Here is a 19,081-nt window from a genome sequence, read left to right on the forward strand (position 1 = left end):
TAGATTGGCTCATTAAAGGCGAATATCGACAAAAGCCTGTTCACGCATTTCACGCTGCCACGTCTGTAGCTCTTCGTTAGCACGACGCTGGAAAATGGCCTGACGAACCTGCTCACGGCGACTTTCATCCGTAACATCCTGACGGCGACGCTCTAGCACTTCAATGACGTGGTAGCCAAACTGGGAGCGCACTGGCTCAGATAGCTGGTTAGTACTCAACGACCCCATCGCTTCTTCGAAGGCTGGCACCGTTTGTCCTGGACGCACCCAACCAAGCTCGCCGCCATTCATGGCACTGCCACGGTCGTCGCTAAACTCACGAGCGACGGACGCAAAGTCTGCCCCCTGCTGTAAACGCTGGCGAGCCTGCTCAGCGCGGGCACGAGCCTGATCTTCATTGCGCGTTGGCGTTAACTCTACCAACACGTGGCGGGCACGTACTTCTTCAATGAACGCTTGCCCCTGCTGAGATGGTTGCTGGCTCAAGAAGCGTTCAACGTCACGATCAGTCACGGTGACACGTTGACTAATTTGGCGCTGCTGTACTTGGCGCATCAACATTTCGCGGCGTATTTCTTCACGTACGTCACCCAAGGTCATGCCATCCGCCTCTACGGCATCGGCAAACTGTTCTAGCGTCATGCCGTTAGACTCAGCAATGGAGCGCAACTGGCGATTTAGCTCCGTGTCGTCCACGCTAAGGTTGGCTTGGCGAGCCATTTGTAGTTGGATTTCATCCATCACCATGCGCTCTAGTACCTGCTGAGCCAGTTGGCTACGAGGCGGTAAGTTACCGTCCTGGGTTTGCGCCTGCTGCTCTACCTGGGCAATGCGGTCATCAAGCTCACTGCGCATGATGACGCCGTCATTAACGACAGCCACAACACTATCCAACATTTGCCGCTGGGTTGATTCGAAATTTTGTGCGTAAACCGATAGCGGCACAAGCGCAGCACTCGTTCCAAGACAGAGCGCCATCATACCGCCCGCAGAAAGCAGTTTTGCCCGATTTTTCAAGCCATCGGTCAGCAGGGTCATTCTGGTAGTCATAAAGAATCTCTTTCAGTCAGTCGCCATTTAACAAAATCGTTACAGCGGCGTTGGACGGTAGCCAGGAATGGCCTGTTCAAAGTAGCCGTCAGCCTCTTGACCAACGCCACCAAGACCACGGAATACAAAGCGTAAAAATAGCCCGCGATCATTAAAGTCATCACCCACGCGGGCGGTGTCGTTATCGTCTACCCACTCACGCCATACTAGCTGTAAGCCGTAGCAGCAGTCGTTCCATTGAACGCCTGCCAGCCGTTCAAGCGCGCGGTCATTAGTTTGATCGTGCAGATAGCGACCAATCAAATCAATCCTCGGGCTGGCTTTCCAAGCAAGTGACAGATCCCACTCTTCTCGGCTGTAATCTCTAAAGCCGTCATCGCCGGGTACGACGCCTGGATCGAAACCTTCGATCTCCCAACGGTAACCAAGGTTCACTACGTGGCCAGCGGGATGGCGATAACGCGCATCAACGCTAGAGCGTTCGGTCTGTTCACGCTGGTCGTCGTATAACCATTCATAACCCGCACTCCACCGATCATTTATCTGCCAATCAAGCCGCGTCACCAACGGAGAGCGATCGCGAGTGGCTTGATAGCGGCTAAGCGGATTCACACTTGGATCATCCTCTGGACGAGCAGGCAATGTGTCTGGGTCGCCTTCACTATCGATGCGGCGCTCAGATAAATAAACACTTTGCCCAACCCCAAGCGTTAACCGATCCTGCCCAGTGGCGTCTTCAATAAAGCGAGATTGTACGCCAAGCGACACGCGATTGAGATCACCTAAACGATCTGCGCCTGAGAAACGATAAGGAGACCATAGCTGATCCCACGAGAACGCTCGCTCGCGGCTGTCAAAATCAGGCAGTTGTGTTTGGTTAGTACGTGGGACGTATGCGTAGTTCAAACGTGGCTCAAGGGTTTGGCGATAGTCTCGTCCGCGCAGCTCTAATTCACGCTCAAACACCAGGCCACTATCTATCGATGTGACCGCCGCACTGCGGCTGGGAGACGTGCCACGATCAGTGACGCGATCGCCATAATCCAACTCATAAGCGGTATGCCATAATTCGGTACGCGGCTCGATATAGCCCCAAGGTTGCTCAAAACGCCAACCGATAGCCGGCGTGAGATGCAGGCGCGTGCCGATGGCGGCCTCGCGCTCAGGCACCTGTCGCTCGTCTACATCACGCCAGAAATAGGTCGCGTTAGAGCGCCATTGCGTATAGAGACCGCCGCCTAATTGCCAGTCAGAGTTCGCTGTCAAACTTGGTAGGCGATAAAATGGCTTATCGGAATCACTCAGCGGGTCTTCCAACCGCTGAAAACCCTGGGCACGGGCATCTAACTGCCAACGCTCACCGCGGTAATCTACCTGAGCCAGCCGCTCCATACTAACGCGTTCACTATTGCCAAACTCACCACCAAAATCATCGAAATAGCGACCATCACTGGCGGCACCATAGCGCAATTGGTAATCACTACGTGGCGTCAGCGTTCCTGCATGCTGTGCATCAATATACCAGCGATCATTACCTTCAAAGCGGTTATCACCATTTTCACTGCCGTCATCACTATTGATATATCCGCCTTCTATCGTCCCTCTACTCTCTTCAAGCAGATAGCGGTACTCACCATTGAGCAGCAGCCCACGGTCAGACATCCAGCGCGGTGTAATGGTGGCATCATGATTTGGCGCTATGTTCCAGTAAAAGGGCTGCGCATAGTCAAACCCCTCATTGGAAAAGCTAATAGAAGGTGACAGCAATCCTGTATGACGGCGGTCATCAATGGGGAAACGTAGCCAAGGCCAGTAAAAAATCGGCACGTCTTTTACTTCTAAACGTGCGTGCCGTGCGGTACCAAACCCTTCTGCTTGATTCAGCTTTATATCGCTACTAACGAGTTGCCAGCTATTGGCACCTGGGTCGCACGTCGTAAATGAAGCATTGCGTAGACGATATTGCTCTTCACCGGTTTGCTCTAATTGACTGGCCTGACCGCGTAAATGTTGTTCGTAGAGCACATAGTGGCTGTTACGTAACGAGGCTCGGTCATCGTTCAGCATTAACGTGGCTTGCTCGCCGCGCACCAGCGCCTGACCATCTCGTATGGCGAGATTGCCTTCTGCATCTACGCGTTGGCGGTCGGCGGGTAAATACATCTGCGCCGCCTGTAGCTCTGTGTTTCCACGACGCAGTACAACATCACCGCGCAACAACGCTTCCCCATCTGCGGCGTAATCGACTTCCTGAGTCTCCACCGACAACGTTTCGGGGTTATCCACCGCTGGCAAGCGGTAGTCAGGCATCACATATCGCCCTCGGCACAGCTGATGCGGTGCTTCATCTTGGCTCCAGGCCTGCCAGTCAAGCGCCTCGGCAGGCAGCGCCTGGCCTTGTGCCACCGCTGAAAATGAGGCGCCAGCGAGCAAACTGCCCAACAGCGTGTGCGCAACCGGTACGGTACGCGAGATTCGCTTGCCCATGTTCGTTATCCTTGGCATCCAGAATCGGTATTATACAGCCCGCATGATGCCCGACCAGCAAGGAGCTTGCATGTCCTCTTCTAGGATTGACGCCCTCACCCAGTGGGTGGCTGAACAAAATGGCCTAAACAGCGCCGCTATCCGCCTTTCCCCAGCGGGCGGTGACGCAAGTTTCCGGCGATATTTCCGGCTGACACTGCCCTGTGGCAGTACTCGCATAGTAATGGATGCCCCCCCTAACCAGGAAGACTCAACGCCGTTCGTCGCTATCGGAAAGCGCTGGTACGCGGCAAAACTGCCCGTACCGCATATTTACGCCGCCGATCTCGACGCGGGTTTTTTGCTGCTTGATGACCTTGGGGATACCCCTTTACAAGCGCTATTCACTGATGAAGCACGCATTCAACAGAGTCATTTGGATGCACTGTCGTTACTGGCCAAGTTACAAAACCACGCCAACCCTGCCGCGCTGCCGCCTTATGATGCGACGCTGCTGAACCGAGAACTCGACCTTTTTCCTGAGTGGTGTTTAAACAATTGGCTGTCGTTATCAACGCCAGCCAGTTGGGATGCGCTGCGTGGCCACCTCGTTGAGCAAGCCCTCAATCAACCCGTCGTCAGCGTACATCGTGATTACGATGCGATGAATATCATGGTGCACAACCAGCAGCTTTACATGATTGACTTTCAAGACGCAGTGGCAGGGCCAATTAGTTACGACGTTATTTCCTTACTGCGCGGTCGCTACTGCCGCTTTTCTCAGGCGCAGTTTATGCAGTTTGTCGACTCGTTCTATCGACAAGCGCGCCAAGATGGGCGTCTCCCTAGCCATGTCAGCAATGATGAATTTCTTATCCAATGCCAAGCCATGGCCGCTCAACGCTCGCTAAAAGTGCTGGGAATTTTTTGCCGCTTAACGCTTCGCGATGCCAAACAAGGCTATTTATCACGCCTACCGCATTTTTTAGCGCATTTAGAAGATAGCCTAACCGCGCTGCCCCAGCACAGCGAGTTTGCTGAATGGGTAAGTGGCACACTGCGCCCCGCCATTGCCCTACGTTTAGCAGAAAGCACATTATGAAAGCGATGATTTTAGCCGCGGGACTTGGCAAACGGATGCGGCCACTTACCGACCACTGCCCAAAACCACTGTTACCAGTAGGCGATAAGCCACTTATTGTGCACCATCTCGAACGGCTCAAGCGTGCAGGCATTGATGAAGTGGTCATCAACGTGAGCTATCGCGCAGAGCAGATCACGGCAGCACTAGGTGATGGAAACGACTACCAGTTACGGATTCTTTGGAGCCATGAAGAGACACCTTTAGAAACCGGCGGAGGCATTCAAAAGGCACTCCCCCTGCTTGGTGATGCCCCGTTTCTGCTGGTCAATGGGGATGTCTGGTGCGATTACATTCCCTCAGAATCACTACTACAGGGAAGTGACGTCGCCCATCTTGTGCTAGTAGATAACCCTTCCCACCACCCTACAGGTGATTTTTCCCTTATCAACGGGCGCGTTGGAATGGAAGGCCCTCAGCGTCTTACCTTTGCAGGCATTAGCCTGCTGCACCCGGATCTTCTTGCCGATCAGACGCCAGGGGCATTTGCCCTGGCACCGCTGCTTAAGCAAGCAATGGCAGACAAGCGGGTCAGTGGTGAACACTTTTCAGGCCACTGGGTAGATGTAGGAACTCCAGAGCGCCTTGAGGTTCTTGAACATCACCTTTTAGCGCAACAGATTAGCAAGCGATGAAAAAGTGCGTCTATCGCTAGAAATGTTATGCTTCGCAACTACCTATAGGTGCCTAGATGAGGAGAGCGACGTGAAAGCACGGGTAAAATGGACAGATGGTCGCCAATTTGTAGCAGAGTCCGGTAGTGGGCACAGCGTCGTTATCGACGGCCCTCCTGACCACGGCGGCCGCAACACCGGCCCCCGCCCAATGGAAATGCTGCTGATGGGCATGGGTAGCTGCACCGCCTTTGACATCTTGAATATTCTTGATAAAGCCCGCGCTGATGTCACCGACTGTATCGCGGAGCTTGACGCAGAGCGCGCTGATGAAGTGCCCTCCGTATTTACCAAAATCCACGTACACTTCGTGGTGACTGGCCGCAACTTAAAAGAGAAGCAGGTACAGCGGGCGGTTGAGCTCTCCGCAGAGAAGTACTGCAGCGCATCTATTATGCTGACACAAGGCGGCGTTGAGATTACCCACTCTTTTGAGATTGTCGACGCTTGAACTACTCGGAGCGCCATCCTTCTCATGTATTAACGACATATGTATTAAAAAAAATAGCGCGCCTGGATGCATACCATGCGCTTGGCGGGCATAATACGCTCGCTTGTTTTTACCCCTACTGCGTAGCAAACAGCCGCTTTGCAGAAAGCGACTACAGCATCACGGTGACAAGTTACTATCGGTTCCGGCGCTGGCTCGTCGGGGTGTCTTCATCTGCCATAGGGAGGTTCGGACGTGTCAGATAATCTCCGACTCCACGGGTTTAATAACCTGACTAGCTCGTTGAGCTTTAACATTTACGACATCTGTTACGCCAAAACCGAAGAGCAGCGTGCGGCTTACATTGATTATATCGATGAGCTTTACAACGCCGAACGTTTGACGCAGATCCTAAAAGACGTCACCAATATTATTGGCGCTCATGTGCTCAATATTGCTCGTCAAGACTATGAGCCCCATGGGGCCAGCGTTACGATTCTGATTGCTGAACACGAGCTGGATGAAGCAAACCCAGAGCAAACTGAACCAGGCCCTGGGCCGCTACCTGAAACAGTCGTGGCACATCTTGACAAAAGCCACGTGACAGTGCACAGCTACCCTGAGTCGCATCCTGACAACGGTATTAGCACCTTTCGATTGGATATTGATGTGTCTACCTGTGGACACATCAGTCCATTGAAAGCACTGAACTACCTAATTCACAGTTTCGACTCTGACATTGTCACCATGGATTATCGGGTTCGTGGCTTTACCCGCGATGTCGATGGTAAAAAGCTGTTTATTGATCACGACATTACCTCGATCCAGGACTACTTGGCAGAAGATACCAAGCACGCCTATCAGATGATCGATGTGAATGTTTATCAAGAGAACATGTTCCACACCAAAATGCTGCTGAAAGACTTCGAACTTGATAACTATCTGTTCGGCACATCGCGCCGCGACATTACATTCGAAGAAGCACGGGACATTGAAAGCCGTCTGCGCAAAGAGATGCTAGAGATTTTCTACTCTCGAAACCTGGACTAACGCCTGCTTTCAACGTTAACGAAAAGCCGTTTTGCTACTAAGCAGAACGGCTTTTTTTTGTTAACGGATGTCGCTAGTAAACGCTTGGCTCACCTTCCGGACGCGTTTTAAAGCGCCGATGAAGCCATAAGTACTGCTCCGGATACTTACGAATAGCTTGTTCGATAAATTCATTTACCCGAGTAGCGTCGGCCATTTCATCACCGCTTGGGAAGTTATCAAGCGCGGGCAGGCAGGTAATGGTATATGTCTGGTCATCAGGATTGCGGTGGAACATCAATGGCACCACTGGCGCGCCCGTCATTCGGGCGATTTTTGCGGTCAGCCTAATCGTAGCGGCTTGCTGGCCGAACAGTGGCGCAAACACGCTAACATCGCGACCAAAATCCTGATCCGGTGAATACCACACTATGTGACCTGCTTTAATCCTGCGCACAACACCACGCAAGTCATGCCGATCGATCGCTTGGCCAAAAATACGTGAGCGGGCACGAGTCATAAAGCGTTCGAATAAGGGGTTGTTGTGCGGGCGATAAACCACATCAGCAGGGAAAAATAGCGAATGCAGCGCCCCCCCTAAATCCAGTGTGGAGAAGTGAATTCCCACCACCAGTACGCCCTTGCCTTGCGCTTTAGCCCGTGCGAGATGCTCTTGGCCATGATAGGCCACCCGGTGCCGTAACCCTTCTGCGTCACGACACCAACCAGTGGCTGTTTCCACTAAGCCAATACCGTTCGCAATAAAAACCTCTTTTACCAAGCGGCGCTGCTCATCGACACTTTTTTCAGAGAAACAGAGTGCAATATTGGTCGCAGTGATATGACGACGACGTTTCGCAAAGCGCCACGCCAACAGGCCAATTATTTTCCCAACCCACAGCTTAAGCCGCCAGGGCAACCAAGCAACGACATACATTGCTCCAATAGCCAGCCACGTTGACCAATAACGGGGATGCGCGAAAGAGCGCGGATACGTACTTTTAGACATACTGATAACCGTTTAAGCGAAGGCCCCATGGTAGCGGCGCGGCGCTCTTGGCAGCACTCCCGTTAACAGGGTATAGCTGATGGTATCGCAATAGCGTGCTACCTCATCAATGGACAACACGGCACCGTTGCTAGCGGCTCCCCACAGCACCACCTCACTACCGATAGCAGCCCCCGACACGTCGGTGACATCTACGGTTAGCATGTCCATTGAGACCTTGCCGGCAATCGCACAGCGCTGGCCATTCACTAACACCGGGGTGCCGTCTATGGCGTGGCGATCATAACCATCACCATAACCTGCCGCAACGACGGCAATTTTAGAACGCCGAGATGCGCGCCAACGGCCACCGTAGCCAACAGGCTCGCCTTCCTCTAGTTCACGAAGGGCAATAATTTCGGAACGTAAGCTCATCACCGGGCGCAGTTGCCGGGTGATCTCATTGGCGTCTTCCAGCGGGTCACTGCCATACAGCATGACACCAGGGCGATTCCAGTCGCCATGGGCGATTGGCCATGCCAGTGTTGCCGGGGAGTTTGCTAAGCATAGGGGCGCATCAAGCGCTTCTGCCAATGTCGTTAAAGCGGCCATTTGCTGATTAAAGTAGCTGCCCTCACGTGCATCTGCTGTCGCAAAGTGGCTCATCAAATGCAGCGCTGTCACCTGTGGTGCGCTAGCTAACCGCTGCCAAACATCAAGTGCCTCGTCTAGAGAAAAGCCTAAACGATGCATACCGGAATCCACTTTCATCCATACCGGAATAGGTTGACGGGGTGAAAAAGCCAATAAGGCCGCTACCTGCCACTCACTGTGAACGCTGATCCAAAAATTGTGCTGATCAACGAGCGCCAGCTCGTCAGCGGTAAAAATACCTTCAAGCAATACAATAGGTTTTTTAATTCCCCCTTCACGCAGGCTAATCGCTTCTTCTATACAAGCAACAGCAAATGCGGGCACATCAGCTTCTAGAGCACGCGCGCACTCAAGCGCACCATGACCATAAGCGTCCGCTTTAATAACGGCTACCGAGCGACTTTGGGGCGCGCAGCGGCACGCTAGTTGATAGTTATGACGCAGGGCGTCTAAATCAATATGGGCCACCAAGGGGCGCATCACGTTTCTCACTTACACAGTCAATAGTTAACGGTTGATCAACCAATGGGCGTCAAAAACAACGCACCGAGCGATGAACTCGGTGCGTTATGGTCGGTATGACACAACAGCTTACCGCGATTAGCTCTCGAAAATAGCGTTAAGGGAAAGGCCCTGTTTTTCCAATGAGCGGCGCAGTTTCTTTAGTGCTTCTACTTGGATTTGCCTAACACGTTCGCGAGTTAAGCCAATTTCTGCACCAACTTCTTCCAACGTGGCGGACTCATGGCCTCGCAAACCAAAGCGGCGTACAACCACCTCTCGCTGCTTATCACTTAGCTCATCCAACCAGTGGTCTACGTGCTCACGCACATCGCCATCCACTAAGCATGCTTCCGGCCCTAGCACGTCGTCGTCGGTTAAGGTGTCGATTAACGGCTTATCGCTTTCGCCACCCATTGGGTAATCTACCGAGGAGACGCGCTCATTAAGCCCAAGCATCTTCTTAACCGTTTCTACTGGCTTATCGAGATGATCTGCGATCTCTTCTGCAGTGGCTTCATGATCAAGCTTTTGGGTCAGTTCACGCGCTGCACGCAGGTAAATATTTAGCTCTTTAACCACATGGATCGGCAAACGAATGGTGCGCGTTTGATTCATTAGCGCACGCTCAATGGTTTGTCGAATCCACCACGTGGCATAGGTAGAAAAGCGGAACCCTCGCTCAGGGTCAAACTTTTCCACCGCTCGGATTAGCCCAAGGTTACCCTCCTCAATCAAATCAAGCAGTGTAAGCCCCCGATTAAGATAACGCCTGGCAATTTTAACGACCAGGCGAAGGTTAGACTCGATCATCCTTGACCGTCCAAGCGGGTCACCTTTACGCGCTAAACGGCCATAGTAGACTTCTTCTTCCGGCGTTAATAACGGCGAAAAACCAATTTCATTGAGATAGATTTGTGTCGCGTCCAAGCTTTGAGTCGATTGACGCTCATCACGGCTCAACGCTTTTTCAAAGGCGTCTTCCTCCGCGGAGACATCATCGACGCTATCCAGCGCCTCTTCAACAGCGTCCAGGTCAACCTCCTGTAGATCCTTCTCCAGCATACTCATGGTAGTATCCCCCGTTATTTCGCCTAACCGCCATTTAGAAAAGTAAAGGTGGCCGCACTCCCTGTGCACTTACACCATTTTTGTTATATGACGCCCTAACTCTAGCTATTCGGGTACCCCAATCACACCAACTTAAAGGTTCGCTTGGCAATGATTAACGGGACGGCAGATAGTCCAAGGGATTTTGAGGCTGCCCATCACGGCGTACTTCAAAGTGCAGTTTGACACTGTCTGCATCGCTATCCCCCATCGTGGCAATCACTTCTCCTGCTTCAACGACATCATTTTCTTTAACGCTTAAGCTATCATTATGCGCATAAGCACTCAGATACTGATCGTTGTGTTTGAGTAGTATTAAGTTACCGTAACCCCGTACGCCGCTACCCGCATAGACAACGATACCAGGGCCTGCCGCCTTGACAGGTTGCCCCTTTTGCCCGCCGATATCAATCCCAGCGGTGATAGAGCCACCCTGACCAAACTCTCCAGTTACCTGGCCTGATGTTGGCCATTGCCAGTTAACATTATCAACAGGTGTAAACGTGCGTGAGGAGCGGTCAACGCGAGCGGTTTGGCTCGGCTGCTCAGCCTCTGCAGGCGGTGTGGTCACTGCTGGCTCAGGTTCTGGAGTTGGTTCAGGTTTGGGCTCTGGCTTAGGCTCAGCCGTTGGTTCCGGCTCACTCGTAGGCTCTGACTGAGACGCCTCAACAGTAGACGTCGCCTCGGTGTTAGCGGCACTTGCGCTATCAGCCACCTGCTGCGCGGCGGCCACCGACGCTTGCTCAGCAGCTTGCTCAGCACGTTCCGCCCGCTCAGCCGTTAAACGCTGGTTACGCTCAATCGCACTCTCATCGGGCAGCAACCAATCTAGCTGCTGATCGTTACTTGCCACGGAAGTCGCTTGAGGGTTCAGTCCTGTTGCGACAGCGCCCGACGCAGGGCGCTCTGGGGCAGAGGAGCCTGCTGACGGGTTACTTGATGCCGCCGCGCCTTCACGCAGCGCAATGGTTTGGCCTGGGTAAATTTGATAAGGCGCATCAATATTGTTGATTTGCGCCAACTGACGATAATCAAGATTGTGCTGCCATGCGATGCCATAAAGGGTATCGCCTGTTTTAACAGTATATTGAGGTGAGTCTGCTACCGCGCGGCGCGCTTCACTTAAATCACGCACTTGTGGGGTGTTTTGCTGCTGATTGGCGCAGCCGCTGACCGCTAACGCCAATACTGACATGATAAAAACCTTACGCATGGAAACCCTACTCCTTTTCAACGTCGCGCGCGTTTCCTATTGATCTATGTCCGGCATAGTGCACTGCGCGACGGTTTAATAACACCACCAATAGTGCGCCAACCACCATTAGTGCCACAACGCCTACCGTTTGTGCAGATGCACCAGACAATACCGCATAGTCACTAGGCAACAGATAACGATGAGCCAACGGGATCATTTGCCCATCAGGGCCAAGCTGATAACGAACCAGCTCTTTCCACGGCCATAACACGGGTAACGAGCCAACAATAAACCCGAGCAAAAGCTGTAGCGTAGAATCATGATGGCGACGCAGAAGCCACGACAGTAGTCGCGAGAATAACGCCAAACCAACAACGCACCCCATGCCAAAGAGTATGATAATACCGATATCAAAGCTTCGAATAGCCCCTAAAATGGTGCCATAAAGCCCCATCGTAAGCAGCAAGAAGCTACCAGACACTCCTGGCAACAGCATGGCGCTAATAGCAATACAGCCAGCTACCATGACTACCAAAGCTTCATTACCAATAAGTAACACCAGCGGCATCATACCTGGCAGCGACTTAGCCAACAGCAGCCCGCCGACCATCGGCAATAAATACCAAAATTTCCAGCCTCTTCCCGCCTTGGCGACAACAAACCCCGACGCGGCCACCAAGCCGAAGAAAAATCCCTCAATCAGCAGCGGCTGCGCTTCCATTAGCCATAGCGCTATATGAGCCACACTGAAAAGGCTAACCGCAACGCCAAGTAGCAGCGGCACTAGAAAGGCCAAATTCAAATGCTGAGCCAGCGCTAGCCAACCACCACGACGCCAAGCGATGAAGGCGCCGGGGCCAAACTGTTTGATGGTATTAATGAGTTCCTCATAAATACCGGTAATAAATGCGATCGTTCCACCTGAAACACCGGGCACCGCATCGGCTGCCCCCATCCCTGCGCCTTTTAAAAACAGCTCTACAAATCGACGCTTCAATCCACCACTCCTTGCAATAGAGGTACAAAGCGTACGGGTTCGAGCCGACGCTTTTCAAAGGCACTACCAATGCGTTTTATTTGGGTGAGCCATTGGCTACCGTCAGGCTCTTCTAATGGAGCAATGAGTACACCATCATGGCTAAGCTGCTCCAATAGAGCTTCTGGCAGCGTTTGAGCACAAGCGGTTAACAAAATCACATCAAAAGGCGCAGCTTCTTGCCACCCTTCACCACCATCAGCCACTGCCAGCGTCGCTGGGGCATCAAGCCGCCAAAGCCGCTCTGCAGCGCGTTGATGTAATGCATAAATACGTTCGACCGAATAAAGCATTGGCACCAGCCGAGACAGTATCAGCGTTTGATAACCCGAACCGGTCCCCACTTCAAGCACGCGCTTTGGATTAGCCCGTAGCACCAGCTCGGTCATGCGCGCAACCGTCAATGGTTGCGATAATGTCTGACCAAAACCGATAGGCAGCGCAGTGTCTTCATAGGCACGATGCGCCAGCGCTTCATCAACGAACAAGTGCCTTGGCTCACCTGCCATAATATCGAGCACCCGCGCATCCTGAATACCCTGCTGCTCAAGCCGCTCTACCATGCGATCTCGAGTCCGCTGAGAGGTCATGCCTCGTCCGCGCAGCTCGTTGGGCGAAAGCTCAGGCAAAAGCATCCAACCAGTCCTGCACGTCGCTGCGCGCGGGATGGCGCGTTAAATCAGTTTGTAGTGGAGTAATTGATACATAACCTGCTTCGATAGCAGAGAAGTCGGTATCTTCACCATCATCGGCGTTAGCCGCCACCGGTGCTATCCAGAAGCGCGTACGACCACGCGGATCTTTTACGGGAACAGGTTTCTCTGCTGGTCCGCGATAGCCTAAGCGGGTCACTCTGACGCCTTTAATTTCTTCCCACGGAACATCTGGCACGTTGACATTCAAGAGTGTGCGGGGTGGCAGTGATAGCTGATCGGCAGCACCGATTAAGCTGGCCGCCACTTTCGCAGCCGTCGCGAAATAGCGCTCGCCACACAGCGACATAGCAATGGCAGTCATGCCCAAATTGCGCCCTTCCATGGCAGCCGCCACAGTGCCTGAATAGAGTACGTCATCGCCAAGATTGCTGCCGTGATTAATCCCCGAAATCACCAAGTCAGGACGCTCATCCCAGACGCCGTTCACGCCCAGATAAACACAGTCGGCAGGCGTACCGTCTACGCTATAAAAGCCATTATCTAACGCGGTTAAAGAGAGCGGACGAGAAAGCGTCAGCGAGTTACTGGCGCCGCTGCGGTCTCGATCGGGAGCAACCACACGTAAATTCGCATGGGCGACTAGCGCATCATGAAGTGCCCGCAAGCCCGGTGCATGGACACCATCGTCATTGGAAAGCAGCAGTCGCCGCATTAACGTCTCCTTTATAGATGCCTAGCAAAGATAAGCGCACGTTGGGCGCATTAAGCAAAATCCGGATGAGCAATTAACTCACTCACCACCGCCGTGGCAAAACTTCCCCGTGGTAAGGCAAATGAGAGTACCACGGCATTAGGTAATATCTCGATACTAGGCGAAATTAACCTTGCTCGCAGCGCCCGATGGGAGCGTTTCACACCGCTTTTCACCAATCCCTCGCACAGCATTGGATGGCACGCTAACAGCCGTTTTTCGTAGTCAGCTACCTGATACTCAGCGAGTTCCCCGACGCCCCACAGGGCACCGGTTGGATGAATATCAAGCGCAGCGGCACGACCGATCAGGTCGTCGTCAACTCCATCAATGGTAAACACACTGTGTGTGCCATCCAGCATGAGCATATCGCCCGCTAGCGGCTGACACCACGTTCCATCCGTCAAACGTTCGCTCAGCAACTCGTTAAACAAGAAACTACGCGCAGTGGAAAGCATCATTCCCTGGCGATCATCTCGCTTGCGCCAACCTTTCGCTAGAAGAGCTTCTGCACGCTGTAAATTCCGCCCTTCAGGACCAAAACGCTGGGGTCCAAAATAGTTAGGCACACCGTGGCGACAAAGCGCCTCCCAGCGGTCAAAAAAATTCGGATGTTGAAGCGCTTCACCACTAAGCCGCAAGGTAAAGTGGTTCGTGCGATGGACACCGCGTTTGAGTTTTCGGGGGTGCCTTGCCTGGGCTAACACAGTAATACCCACTGCCGCTAATGATTCGCTCAAATCACGTGGCGCCTCGCGTCCGGGCAAATGCACGCTTAACCACTGCCGCGTCACTGCGACACGATCCTTCATCCCGGAGTAGCCCACATCTCGAAGTGTGACACCACAAAGGCGGCTGACGCTTTTCACCACATCTAACGTGGTTTGATGGCGCTTTTCAAGACGTAACCACAGGTGCTCGCCATGATTTTCAGGCGTAAAGTCCAACTGCTCGTCGACGACAAAATCTTCTGGCTGAACGCGATAGCCACCTGGACTAGGGGCACCAAACTCGGCATCTAAGCAGCGCTGCCAAGCGGGTAAGTTAAGCATTTAACGCCTCTTGGTGTTCAATCAACACCACTGCCTCAGCGGCGATACCCTCGCCTCGCCCGGTAAACCCAAGCCGTTCAGTCGTTGTGGCTTTAACATTGACCTGCCCAAGGCTAATACCTAAATCTTCAGCGATGACAGCGCGCATCGTATCAATATGCGGCGCCATTTTAGGCGCCTGCGCCATTAACGTAGCATCCAGGTTAACCACACAGAAGCCCTCTGCGTGAACCAGTTGAACCACGTGGCGCAATAAATGGCGACTATCTGCGCCAGCCCATGCTGGGTCGGTGTCGGGGAAATGCCGCCCGATATCACCGAGCGCACAGGCACCTAGCAGTGCGTCACTGATAGCATGCAGCAACACATCGCCATCCGAGTGGGCAACAAAACCATGTTCGAAAGGCAGCTTAACGCCACCAATCATCAAATGGTCGCCAACGCCAAATCGGTGCACGTCAAATCCGTGGCCAATTCGCATTAACAACTCCTTTCAGATTCAGAGGATTGGGCTACTTGCGACGCCATGATAGCGGCAGCAAGGGCAAGGTCATCAGGATGGGTGATCTTGAGATTATCACGACGCCCACTAATCAGCCTGGGTGCCTGACCAAGCGCTTCAACAGCCGAGGCTTCATCCGTGACCACACAGTGATTAGCGACAGCATATTCAAGGGCGCGCCGCAAAAGCGCATAACGAAAAGCTTGAGGTGTTAACGCGTGCCACAGCCGATCCCGAGGCTCTGTCACGGCGCTTAATTGTTCGGCATTGGCCCGTTTCATGGTGTCAGCAACAGGCATCGCCAAGAGTGCGCCACTTGAGTGCTGCTGAGCAGCGTCATAAAGCGCCAGCAAATCAGATGATGTAATGCAGGGGCGCGCGACGTCATGCACCATCACCATATCGTTTTCTTGCGCTTTTATAGCGTGCAGCGCATTTAAAACACTATCCATTCGCTCCGCGCCACCCGCCACCCGTTGCCACTGGGGAAATGGCACCCATTCAGGCTTGAACCAATGATCATCACTATCCAGGCACAGCACAAGATGCGCAGTGGGGAAGGCTCGGTGTAGTCGACTAAGTGTATGGGCAAGAATGGGCTTTTCGCCCAGTGGCAGGTACTGCTTAGGCTTATCAGCGCCCATTCGCTTACCTTGCCCAGCGGCGGGCACGATTAGCCACAACGAATGACTCATTCGTTTGTGTCCTCGCTAGGCAAGTTTGGCTGAGTCACTAGCCCTGCATTGATGCCCACTAGCTCTGCTTCAATGGCAACACCCGGCACCCAAAAAAACTGCTCATCGCTACGCACCATGCCCATGTCGCTACGAGCACGCTCTTCAATCGCATCCAGGCCGGTTTTTAGGTCGGTAACTTCAGCCGCTAACCGAGCATTGCGCTCTCTCATCGGCACATTGGCAGCCTCTTGAACGGCAACGCGCTCCTCTACCAGCTGCAAATCCTCCCAGCCACCATTACCTAGCCAAAGTTGGTATTGGAGAAGCCCCAATACAGCAAGCAGCGCAACCGTTAGCCATTTATGCATCACCGCATCCCTTTGTTTAGGCCTGAACGAGGCGCATTATGCCATCATGGGCTATTTCCAGCGAGTCACGCTTTATATAGCTGGCTTTATAAAGCGATTTTCATTTGAACGGTAATGCGTCGGCCGCTGCCTCTCGATAGGCGCTGATATGGGCCCCCTCTTCTTGGCAAAATTGGGCGACTCCAGCCGCTAGGCCTGGGTGTACAAGATAGTGCAGCGAACGTACCCGCTGGGGCGCAAAACCACGCACCAGTTTGTGCTCTCCTTGAGTACCGGGGTCGAACAAAGAGAGCCCCTTTTCCAGACAAAATTCAATGCCTTGGTAGTAGCAGGCTTCGAAATGAAGACAGTCGGCAACCACCTCACTTCCCCAATAGCGGCCGTATAAAGTGCTATTGCCACGAAAATAGAGAGCCGCGGCAACAGGCTGGCCATCCAGCAGCGCCTGAACCAATACAAGCGCTTCAGGCATCGAATGCCGTAATCGCTCGAAAAAAACGTCATTTAAGTAGGGAGGCCGTCCCCGCTCGTGGTATGTGATCGTGTAGCAGCGAAAGAAGTGCGCCATTGCTTCTTGCGTAATCGCCTCGCCCTCTAAACGTCGTAGCGTAAAGCCTTGCTCGGCGACCAAGCGACGCTCACGTTTAATCATTTTGCGACGCTTCGACGTAAGGCTCGCCAGGAAGCCTTCAAAATCACCAAAGGTGCGATCTCGCCACTGGAACTGAACGCCTTCTCGGGCAATTAACGCTGGAAACTGGCGCTGCCAGGCATCCACTTCGTCATCTTGTGCAAACAGGAGGTGCCAACTCGATAACGCTTGTTCTTCACAATGGGTTTGCCACGTCGCTGCTAATAACCCGCGAACATCCTCCGCGTTGGCATCATCGGCAATTAAAGTACGCGTACCAGGCACCGGGGTAAAAGGAACGGCACTTAATGCCTTGGGGTAATAATGGCCGCCTGCTCGCTCCAGTGCATCGGCCCATCCCCAATCAAACACATACTCACCGTAAGAGTGGTGTTTGCGATACATGGGCAACGCGCCCACTAAGCGGCTATCTTGCCATACGCACAGATGGCAAGGCTCCCAGCCGGTCGCCTCGCAGACAGAGCCGCTGCTTTCTAATGCATGCAAAAACGCGTGTCGTAGGAAAGGCTGGTCGCTACTCACCAGTGCGTCCCATTGGGCGGCATCCACTGCGTCGATAGCAGGTAGCATAATGCATGACAGTGAGCGCGAAAGCATGATGCCTCCCGAGGCATATCGTTTAAATGGTGAAAGTGTGACCTTACCACCAACCAAGCTGTCAGTGCTTTTGTTGATGCTGTCATTTCTATTTGGAGTGAGGTATTCAAGTAGCAGGACAAACGACTATTGTTATTAAGAATTAACCCAAGGAGCTGCCATGAAACGCGATTTAATGCGCCTGTTGCACACTCAGCGTCATGCGTTTGGCCAAGCGCCCTTCCCCTCATTAAGATTGCGACGAGAGCGCTTAGCCCGCCTTGCACGAATGACTAAGCATCACCAGCGGGAGATTATCCAGGCCATTCAAACTGACTTCGGCAAGCGTAGTGAGACAGAGATACGCTTAGCGGAGATTAACGCGGTGCTGCATGCCATTCGTCATACACGGCGAAACCTATGGCATTGGATGCGCCCATACGCTGCCAACATGCCATGGCGCTTATGGCCCGCCCGCGCCCGCATCGCTCCTCAGCCACTTGGCGTGGTGGGTATTATGTCGCCCTGGAACTACCCATGGAGCTTAGCACTGATGCCCGCTATTGATGCTGTCGCAGCGGGTAATAGCGTCATGATCAAGCCCAGCGAGCACGCCCCCAATACCAGCGCCCTGCTGGCTAAGCTAGTACCGCAGTACTTTACCGATGAAGAAGTATGCGTTGTTGAAGGCGGCCCAGAGATAGCAAAAGCATTTAGCGCACTACCTTTTGATCATCTGGTTTTCACCGGCTCGACGGCGGTGGGCCGCCAAGTTGCACTTGCCGCTGCCGAGCAGTTAATCCCGGTGACGCTTGAACTAGGTGGTAAATCACCCGCTATCGTGGCGAGTGACGCTGATCTGGATCGTGCGGCCGCCTCAATTATATTTGGCAAGGGAATGAATGCCGGCCAGACCTGCATTGCGCCGGATTATGTGCTTGTAGAAAGCCGCCACCTGGAAGCACTTATTCAGGCACTAAGTCGAGCTATCGAACAGCAGCGCCCCAGCGATAAAGAGGCCACAGGCTTTGTCAGCCCCCATCATCAGAAACGCAGTGAACGGCTGATAGCACAAGCGAGAGATCACGGCTGCCGCATCATCGATATCGGGCAACACGCACCAGCGCTCGTTATTGATCCAACTCAAAATCTTGAGCTGATGCAAGAGGAAATTTTTGGCCGTGCACTACCGCTTATCAGCGTTAAAAACATCGACGACGCGATTACCTTTGTGAATACCCGGCCTCACCCACTGGCACTTTATGCCTTCACCGACAATAAGTTGCTGCAAACAACCTTGCGTCACACCACTCGCTCTGGTGCGCTGGTATTTAACGAAACGCTGCTTCATCACGCCGTTCCCTCGCTGCCCTTTGGTGGCGTTGGTGAAAGCGGTATGGGGGCTTATCACGGTCGCCATGGTTTTGAACGATTCAGCCATTTACGAGGTATTTTTTATCAATCAAGACGGGCCTCTAGTTCACTGGTAAGGCCACCTTATAAGCGCTGGCTATTAAAATTACTCAGGATTGGCTAAAGCTTCGCCATTAATACCCGATAATTATTACTATTC

General features: G+C 53.1%; 19 protein-coding genes. 5 read left to right on the forward strand and 14 right to left on the reverse strand.

Annotated features, from left to right (window positions below; genetic code table 11):
- Window positions 1–12 precede the first annotated feature (12 nt).
- Both ACN06F_RS13775 and ACN06F_RS13780 read right to left on the reverse strand, forming a co-directional pair.
- Window positions 13–1,050 (reverse strand): peptidylprolyl isomerase, encoded by a 1,038-nt coding sequence (locus ACN06F_RS13775; protein WP_038477622.1) that lies wholly within the window; start codon window positions 1,048–1,050, stop codon window positions 13–15.
- A 39-nt stretch (window positions 1,051–1,089) separates the two neighbouring features.
- The gene (locus ACN06F_RS13780) at window positions 1,090–3,537 is read right to left on the reverse strand and encodes an LPS-assembly protein LptD (protein WP_198348953.1); all 2,448 of its coding nucleotides are present in this window, start codon (window positions 3,535–3,537) and stop codon (window positions 1,090–1,092) included.
- Window positions 3,538–3,607: 70 nt separating this feature from the next.
- On the opposite strand from ACN06F_RS13780, the gene ACN06F_RS13785 reads away from it, so the two are divergent.
- From ACN06F_RS13785 to speD, 4 genes are all read left to right on the forward strand, one after another.
- Window positions 3,608–4,618 (forward strand): aminoglycoside phosphotransferase family protein, encoded by a 1,011-nt coding sequence (locus ACN06F_RS13785; protein WP_433924109.1) that lies wholly within the window; start codon window positions 3,608–3,610, stop codon window positions 4,616–4,618.
- The gene (murU, locus tag ACN06F_RS13790) at window positions 4,615–5,292 is read left to right on the forward strand and encodes an N-acetylmuramate alpha-1-phosphate uridylyltransferase MurU (protein WP_433924110.1); all 678 of its coding nucleotides are present in this window, start codon (window positions 4,615–4,617) and stop codon (window positions 5,290–5,292) included. The genes ACN06F_RS13785 and murU overlap by 4 nt, the downstream gene beginning before the upstream one ends.
- A gap of 70 nt (window positions 5,293–5,362) precedes the next feature.
- Window positions 5,363–5,782: an OsmC family protein gene (locus tag ACN06F_RS13795; protein ID WP_038477634.1), complete on the forward strand. Its 420-nt coding sequence runs from the start codon at window positions 5,363–5,365 to the stop codon at window positions 5,780–5,782.
- 234 nt (window positions 5,783–6,016) lie between these two features.
- Window positions 6,017–6,811, forward strand: a complete 795-nt coding sequence (gene speD, locus ACN06F_RS13800; protein ID WP_030073826.1) for an adenosylmethionine decarboxylase — start codon at window positions 6,017–6,019, stop codon at window positions 6,809–6,811.
- Window positions 6,812–6,884: 73 nt separating this feature from the next.
- On the opposite strand, the gene lpxL is transcribed toward speD, so the two are convergent.
- The 12 genes from lpxL to ACN06F_RS13860 all read right to left on the reverse strand — a co-directional run bounded on the left by lpxL (window position 6,885) and on the right by ACN06F_RS13860 (window position 17,529).
- Window positions 6,885–7,799 (reverse strand): LpxL/LpxP family Kdo(2)-lipid IV(A) lauroyl/palmitoleoyl acyltransferase, encoded by a 915-nt coding sequence (gene lpxL, locus ACN06F_RS13805; RefSeq protein WP_120386441.1) that lies wholly within the window; start codon window positions 7,797–7,799, stop codon window positions 6,885–6,887.
- 12 nt (window positions 7,800–7,811) lie between these two features.
- A complete protein-coding gene (gene alr, locus ACN06F_RS13810; RefSeq protein ID WP_198348951.1) occupies window positions 7,812–8,912 on the reverse strand; it encodes an alanine racemase in 1,101 nt (366 codons plus the stop codon).
- A 120-nt stretch (window positions 8,913–9,032) separates the two neighbouring features.
- A complete protein-coding gene (gene rpoS, locus ACN06F_RS13815; RefSeq protein WP_038477648.1) occupies window positions 9,033–10,004 on the reverse strand; it encodes an RNA polymerase sigma factor RpoS in 972 nt (323 codons plus the stop codon).
- Window positions 10,005–10,158: 154 nt separating this feature from the next.
- Window positions 10,159–11,256, reverse strand: coding sequence for a peptidoglycan DD-metalloendopeptidase family protein (locus ACN06F_RS13820; protein WP_198348950.1), 1,098 nt, complete (start codon window positions 11,254–11,256; stop codon window positions 10,159–10,161).
- Between the two features lie 7 nt (window positions 11,257–11,263).
- Window positions 11,264–12,235: a DUF368 domain-containing protein gene (locus tag ACN06F_RS13825; protein WP_120386438.1), complete on the reverse strand. Its 972-nt coding sequence runs from the start codon at window positions 12,233–12,235 to the stop codon at window positions 11,264–11,266.
- A complete protein-coding gene (locus ACN06F_RS13830) occupies window positions 12,232–12,909 on the reverse strand; it encodes a protein-L-isoaspartate(D-aspartate) O-methyltransferase (protein WP_095604000.1) in 678 nt (225 codons plus the stop codon). Before ACN06F_RS13830 ends, ACN06F_RS13825 begins: the two co-directional genes overlap by 4 nt.
- Window positions 12,896–13,642: a 5'/3'-nucleotidase SurE gene (surE, locus tag ACN06F_RS13835; protein WP_089039633.1), complete on the reverse strand. Its 747-nt coding sequence runs from the start codon at window positions 13,640–13,642 to the stop codon at window positions 12,896–12,898. Before surE ends, ACN06F_RS13830 begins: the two co-directional genes overlap by 14 nt.
- A gap of 50 nt (window positions 13,643–13,692) precedes the next feature.
- On the reverse strand, window positions 13,693–14,733 hold the full coding sequence (gene truD / locus ACN06F_RS13840; protein ID WP_415965141.1) for a tRNA pseudouridine(13) synthase TruD: 1,041 nt from the start codon (window positions 14,731–14,733) through the stop codon (window positions 13,693–13,695).
- Window positions 14,726–15,214, reverse strand: a complete 489-nt coding sequence (gene ispF, locus ACN06F_RS13845; RefSeq protein ID WP_038477666.1) for a 2-C-methyl-D-erythritol 2,4-cyclodiphosphate synthase — start codon at window positions 15,212–15,214, stop codon at window positions 14,726–14,728. Before ispF ends, truD begins: the two co-directional genes overlap by 8 nt.
- Window positions 15,214–15,930: a 2-C-methyl-D-erythritol 4-phosphate cytidylyltransferase gene (ispD, locus tag ACN06F_RS13850; RefSeq protein WP_038477669.1), complete on the reverse strand. Its 717-nt coding sequence runs from the start codon at window positions 15,928–15,930 to the stop codon at window positions 15,214–15,216. The genes ispF and ispD overlap by 1 nt, the downstream gene beginning before the upstream one ends.
- A complete protein-coding gene (gene ftsB / locus ACN06F_RS13855; protein ID WP_038477672.1) occupies window positions 15,927–16,280 on the reverse strand; it encodes a cell division protein FtsB in 354 nt (117 codons plus the stop codon). Before ftsB ends, ispD begins: the two co-directional genes overlap by 4 nt.
- A 100-nt stretch (window positions 16,281–16,380) precedes the next feature.
- Window positions 16,381–17,529 carry a GNAT family N-acetyltransferase gene (locus ACN06F_RS13860; protein ID WP_120386436.1) on the reverse strand — a complete coding sequence of 383 codons (1,149 nt, stop codon included), beginning with the start codon at window positions 17,527–17,529 and terminating at the stop codon, window positions 16,381–16,383.
- Between the two features lie 160 nt (window positions 17,530–17,689).
- On the opposite strand from ACN06F_RS13860, the gene ACN06F_RS13865 reads away from it, so the two are divergent.
- On the forward strand, window positions 17,690–19,045 hold the full coding sequence (locus tag ACN06F_RS13865) for an aldehyde dehydrogenase family protein (RefSeq protein ID WP_433924111.1): 1,356 nt from the start codon (window positions 17,690–17,692) through the stop codon (window positions 19,043–19,045).
- Window positions 19,046–19,081 lie beyond the last annotated feature (36 nt).

The organism is Vreelandella sp. 21 (assembly GCF_050995515.1).
Lineage (GTDB): Bacteria > Pseudomonadota > Gammaproteobacteria > Pseudomonadales > Halomonadaceae > Vreelandella > Vreelandella alkaliphila.

Coding starts and splice junctions, on each gene's coding strand:
- ACN06F_RS13785 (WP_433924109.1), top strand. CDS start 3,608: ATGTCCTCTTCTAGGATTGACGCCCTCACCCAGTGGGTGGCTGAACAA.
- ACN06F_RS13820 (WP_198348950.1), bottom strand. CDS start 11,256: ATGCGTAAGGTTTTTATCATGTCAGTATTGGCGTTAGCGGTCAGCGGC.
- ispF (WP_038477666.1), bottom strand. CDS start 15,214: ATGCGAATTGGCCACGGATTTGACGTGCACCGATTTGGCGTTGGCGAC.
- truD (WP_415965141.1), bottom strand. CDS start 14,733: ATGCTTAACTTACCCGCTTGGCAGCGCTGCTTAGATGCCGAGTTTGGT.
- ACN06F_RS13775 (WP_038477622.1), bottom strand. CDS start 1,050: ATGACTACCAGAATGACCCTGCTGACCGATGGCTTGAAAAATCGGGCA.
- ftsB (WP_038477672.1), bottom strand. CDS start 16,280: ATGCATAAATGGCTAACGGTTGCGCTGCTTGCTGTATTGGGGCTTCTC.
- alr (WP_198348951.1), bottom strand. CDS start 8,912: ATGCGCCCCTTGGTGGCCCATATTGATTTAGACGCCCTGCGTCATAAC.
- lpxL (WP_120386441.1), bottom strand. CDS start 7,799: ATGTCTAAAAGTACGTATCCGCGCTCTTTCGCGCATCCCCGTTATTGG.
- surE (WP_089039633.1), bottom strand. CDS start 13,642: ATGCGGCGACTGCTGCTTTCCAATGACGATGGTGTCCATGCACCGGGC.
- ACN06F_RS13830 (WP_095604000.1), bottom strand. CDS start 12,909: ATGCTTTTGCCTGAGCTTTCGCCCAACGAGCTGCGCGGACGAGGCATG.
- ispD (WP_038477669.1), bottom strand. CDS start 15,930: ATGAGTCATTCGTTGTGGCTAATCGTGCCCGCCGCTGGGCAAGGTAAG.
- ACN06F_RS13865 (WP_433924111.1), top strand. CDS start 17,690: ATGAAACGCGATTTAATGCGCCTGTTGCACACTCAGCGTCATGCGTTT.
- murU (WP_433924110.1), top strand. CDS start 4,615: ATGAAAGCGATGATTTTAGCCGCGGGACTTGGCAAACGGATGCGGCCA.
- ACN06F_RS13780 (WP_198348953.1), bottom strand. CDS start 3,537: ATGGGCAAGCGAATCTCGCGTACCGTACCGGTTGCGCACACGCTGTTG.
- ACN06F_RS13860 (WP_120386436.1), bottom strand. CDS start 17,529: ATGCTTTCGCGCTCACTGTCATGCATTATGCTACCTGCTATCGACGCA.
- rpoS (WP_038477648.1), bottom strand. CDS start 10,004: ATGAGTATGCTGGAGAAGGATCTACAGGAGGTTGACCTGGACGCTGTT.